Source organism: Verminephrobacter aporrectodeae subsp. tuberculatae At4 (assembly GCF_000193225.1).
Taxonomy (GTDB): Bacteria; Pseudomonadota; Gammaproteobacteria; order Burkholderiales; family Burkholderiaceae_C; genus Acidovorax; species Acidovorax aporrectodeae.
Genome location: NZ_AFAL01000016.1, coordinates 1 through 4,053, shown reverse-complemented (window position 1 = coordinate 4,053; position 4,053 = coordinate 1). Strand labels below are relative to the sequence as shown.

Genomic DNA, 4,053 nt, shown 5'->3' with positions numbered 1-4,053 from the left:
ATCGCCACGGGGGCGTTCAAGGGCATCGGGGTTTGCTGAGACAGCCGGATGCACGACGGGCAACTGCGGCGCGACGGGCCTGTCGGGGCGCGCAGGCGGGTTTGCTCCGCAGGAGTTGCTAGAATACGAATCGCTATTGTTTGTAGTATCAAGGCGGGGCAGCATGAAGACCATGAACATTGACGCCGCAGCGTTGCCGCATTCCGGCGCCGGACCTGCCCGCGCAGGGCTCGATTCCCTGCCCCTGCACGCCCAGGCGGTGGTCACGGGACTGCTGCCGGCCAGCGACGCGCTGGAGCAGGGCGTTCTCTTGCGCTTGCTGGAAATCGGTTTTCTGCCGGGTGAGGCGGTGCGCGTACTCGCGCGCGGCGGGGTGGGGGCAGACCCCATCGCGGTGCGCGTGGGGCAGAGCACTTTTGCCCTGCGGCGCAGGGAAGCGTCCATGGTGCAGGTGCGCTTGCAGGGCCCGCAGGACTTGGTGGCGCAGCCGCCGCAGACTTCCGGCCGGGAGGCATGATGAGCACACAGACCCTTGCCACGCCGCCCCTGCGCATTGCGCTGCTGGGCACCCCGAACTGCGGCAAAACCGCGCTGTTCAACCTGCTCACCGGCGCGCGCCAGAAGGTGGCCAACTACGCGGGCGTGACCGTGGAGCGCAAGGAGGGCCTGTTGCAGACCGCCTCCGGCCGGCGCGTGCGGGTGCTGGATCTGCCGGGTGCCTACAGCCTGCATGCGCGCAGCCTGGACGAGGCCATCACCCGTGACATCGTGCGCGGCGCGCGGACCGGAGAGCCCGCGCCCGACGTGCTGGTCTGCGTCACGGACGCGACCAACCTGCGCCTGAACCTGCGCCTGGTGCTCGAGGTGCGCGCCCTGGGCCTGCCCATGGTGCTGGTGCTCAACATGATGGATCTGGCCGAGCACCAGGGCATCGCCATAGACCGCGCGGTGCTCGAGCGCGAACTCGGCCTGCCCGTGCTGGCCACCGTGGGGGTGCGCGGCGACGGCGCCAGGGAACTGCTGCAGTGGCTGGAGACCATGCCGTCGCCGCAGCGCTCCGTGCAAGCGCCCGTGGCGGCGCTCCCGGCGCCGGATGCGGACGGGTTGGAGACGCAGGCCGAGGTCATCCGCACCCACGAGCAGGTGCGGCGGATCATGGGCCTCGCGGTGCGCGTGCCGGCGCGCGGTCTGCGCATGGACGACCGCATCGACGCGCTGCTGCTGCACCCCGTCTGGGGTCTGCTGGTCCTCGCGGCCACGCTGTTTCTGATGTTCCAGGCGGTTTTCAGCTGGTCCGAATTGCCCAAGTCCTGGATCGAAGCGGGAATGGCCTGGCTCACCGAGCAGGTGAACGCAGGCATGGGCGACGGCCCCCTGCGCAGCCTGCTCACCGACGGCGTTCTGGCCGGCGCGGGCAGCGTGCTGGTGTTCCTGCCGCAGATCCTGTTCCTGTTCCTGTTCATCCTGGCGCTGGAGGATTCGGGCTACCTGCCGCGGGCCGCGTTCCTGCTGGACCGCGTGATGGGCACGGTGGGCCTGTCCGGGCGCTCGTTCATCCCGCTGCTGTCGAGCTTTGCCTGCGCCGTTCCGGGGGTGATGGCGACGCGCTCCATCACCCAGTGGCGCGAACGGCTGGTGACCATCATGATCGCCCCGCTCATGACCTGCTCCGCGCGCCTGCCGGTGTACGCCCTGCTGATCGCCGCCTTCATCCCCGAGCGCACGCTGGCGGGCGTCTTCAACCTCCAGGGGGTGGTGCTTTTCAGCCTGTACCTCGTGGGCATCGCCAGCGCCATGGCGGCGGCCGCGGTGACCCAGCTGGCGCGCAGCGACACGCGGGCCGCGCCGCTGATGATGGAACTGCCCGCGTACCGCTGGCCCAGCCTGCGCAACCTGGCGTTTGGCCTGTACGAGCGGGCGATGATTTTCATCGGGCGGGTGGGGGGCATCATTTTGGCCATCACCGTGCTGCTGTGGTTCCTGTCCACCTACCCCGCAGCGCCGCCGGGGGCGCAGCAGGCGGCCATCACCTACAGCTACGCGGGCCAGTTGGGTCGGTGGCTGGAGCCGATCGTGGCCCCCATCGGCTTCAACTGGCAGATCGCCATCGCGCTGATTCCCGGCATGGCCGCGCGCGAGGTTGCAGTCAGCGCCCTGGGGACGGTGTACGCGCTGTCCGCCACGGGGGACGAGGCGGCCAAGCAGTTGGAGGCGCTGATCACCGGATCCTGGTCCCTCGCGACGGCCTTGTCGCTCATGGCGTGGTACGTGTTCGCGCCGCAGTGCATCTCCACCATCGCCGCCGTGCGGCGCGAGACGAATAGCTGGCGCTATCCGCTGCTCATGACGGGCTATTTGTTCGTGCTCGCCTACGGCGCCAGCTACGTCACGTACCGCGTCGCCCTGGCGCTGGGAGGCGGCGCATGACGCAGCAATGGATCAGCGCGCTGATCGTGGCCCTGGCGGCTGCGTATGTGCTGTGGCGCTGGATGCCCGCCCGCCTGCGCCGGTGGCTGCAACGGGTGCACCCCGCGATGGCGCAGGAGGCCCCGGGTTGCGGCGGTGGCTGCAGCCGCTGCGCGGGTTGTTCCACGTCGGGCGCTGCGGACGCCGCCCAAACGCCGGCAGCGGCTGCTGCGCAGGCGCAGCCGATGTCCATGCCGGGGCAGAGCGTTCGGCGCTCTTGAATTGACTGCTCGGCGCTCTTGGGTTGAGTCCCCTCCCTTTCCTCTGTCCGCTCGCCGCCGTCACCGGGACAAATTTGCCGCCGTTGCGGCTTGCGTGCGCGCGCTGGCGATGTTCCAATCGCGCATTCGGAGGGGAGTAGTTCCTGATTTGCGCTCCGGCCCGCCTCCGGCGGCTGTGGTGCAGGGCATCGGAATCGTCATCAATCCGAAGCGCAGTGTCGCTTCCGGCGGTCCGGGTTTGGCAGACCGTTCAGGCGCCGAACCGGGCAAGACCTTTGATGGGCCCGCTGCGGGCCGATCGGGGCCATCTCTTCCTTCGCTTGGGCTCACACCCTCCGGCAGGGTGGGCAGTCCTGATTCCCCGGCCGCAGGCCCTCCCTTTCGCGCGCACTGACATCGAGGAATTTATGGACTTTCTGGTTTCGCACGACTTCTGGATCGCACTCGGCAAGATCATCCTCATCGACATTCTGTTGGGTGGAGACAACGCCGTGGTCATCGCTCTGGCCTGCCGCAGGCTGGCCCCGGCGCAGAGAACCCGGGGAATCCTCTGGGGGACGGCCGGGGCCATCGTGCTGCGCGTGATTCTGGTCGCCTTCGCCGTGACCCTGCTGGCGCTGCCGTTCCTCAAGGTCGTGGGCGCGCTGCTGCTGCTGTGGATCGGCGTCAAGCTGCTGGCTCCCGACGAGGAAGGCCATGGCGACGTCCAGGGCAGCGACAAGCTGCTGGCGGCGATCAAGACCATCATCGTGGCCGACTTGGTGATGAGCGTGGACAACGTGATCGCCATCGCCGGCGCGGCGCAGAGCGCGGGCGAGCACTCGTTCCTGCTGGTCGTGCTCGGCCTGTTGATCTCGATCCCCATCATCGTCTGGGGCAGCCAGCTGGTCATTCGGCTCATGGAGCGCTTTCCGATGATCATCACGCTGGGCGGCATGCTGCTGGGCTGGATTGCGGGCGACATGCTCGTCACCGACCCCGTATTGACCGACCCTGGCAAATGGCAATGGATGCTGAAGCTGCCGCTCAATGGCGCGAGCGGCGCGGTGAGCAGCCCGATCAAGTACGGCGCGAGCGTCGCGGGCGCCCTGCTCGTGCTGCTCGCCGGCAAGATCATTCTTGCGCGCCGCGCGGGCGCCGAGTCTGCGGCGGACGGCCACTGACCCGCGCGCGCGGCCTGCCCTGGCCATGAAACTCTTTTTGAAATGGCTGCTCTGCGCCGCAGCGCTGCTGTTCGTGACCTCGGTTTACAGCGGCGTGGAAGTCAGGAGCTTTTCCGCTGCGCTGATCGCGGCCTTCACCATCGGCCTGTTCAACGCAGTGCTGCGGCCGGTGCTCGTGCTGCTGACGCTGCCGGTCACCTTCG

Annotated in this window: 5 protein-coding genes; all 5 read left to right on the top strand. The window is 68.6% G+C overall.

Annotation, left to right across the window (positions count from 1 at the left end):
• Positions 1 to 172: 172 nt before the first annotated feature.
• On the top strand, positions 173 to 517 hold the full coding sequence (locus VTU_RS0100260; protein ID WP_010099697.1) for a FeoA family protein: 345 nt from the start codon (positions 173 to 175) through the stop codon (positions 515 to 517).
• A complete protein-coding gene (gene feoB / locus VTU_RS0100255; RefSeq protein ID WP_040891508.1) occupies positions 514 to 2,427 on the top strand; it encodes a ferrous iron transporter B in 1,914 nt (637 codons plus the stop codon). The genes VTU_RS0100260 and feoB overlap by 4 nt, the downstream gene beginning before the upstream one ends.
• The gene (locus tag VTU_RS25065; RefSeq protein ID WP_010099695.1) at positions 2,424 to 2,687 is read left to right on the top strand and encodes a hypothetical protein; all 264 of its coding nucleotides are present in this window, start codon (positions 2,424 to 2,426) and stop codon (positions 2,685 to 2,687) included. The genes feoB and VTU_RS25065 overlap by 4 nt, the downstream gene beginning before the upstream one ends.
• Positions 2,688 to 3,094: 407 nt before the next feature.
• The gene (locus tag VTU_RS0100245) at positions 3,095 to 3,850 is read left to right on the top strand and encodes a TerC family protein (protein ID WP_010099694.1); all 756 of its coding nucleotides are present in this window, start codon (positions 3,095 to 3,097) and stop codon (positions 3,848 to 3,850) included.
• A gap of 25 nt (positions 3,851 to 3,875) precedes the next feature.
• Positions 3,876 to 4,053, top strand: a 178-nt coding sequence (locus tag VTU_RS30985) for a phage holin family protein (RefSeq protein WP_040891513.1), incomplete at its 3' end; no start/stop codon positions are given.

What these genes read in the sequence shown, in the direction of transcription:
- VTU_RS0100245 (WP_010099694.1), top strand. Translation starts at nt 3,095, where the DNA reads ATGGACTTTCTGGTTTCGCACGACTTCTGGATCGCACTCGGCAAGATC.
- feoB (WP_040891508.1), top strand. Translation starts at nt 514, where the DNA reads ATGATGAGCACACAGACCCTTGCCACGCCGCCCCTGCGCATTGCGCTG.
- VTU_RS25065 (WP_010099695.1), top strand. Translation starts at nt 2,424, where the DNA reads ATGACGCAGCAATGGATCAGCGCGCTGATCGTGGCCCTGGCGGCTGCG.
- VTU_RS0100260 (WP_010099697.1), top strand. Translation starts at nt 173, where the DNA reads ATGAACATTGACGCCGCAGCGTTGCCGCATTCCGGCGCCGGACCTGCC.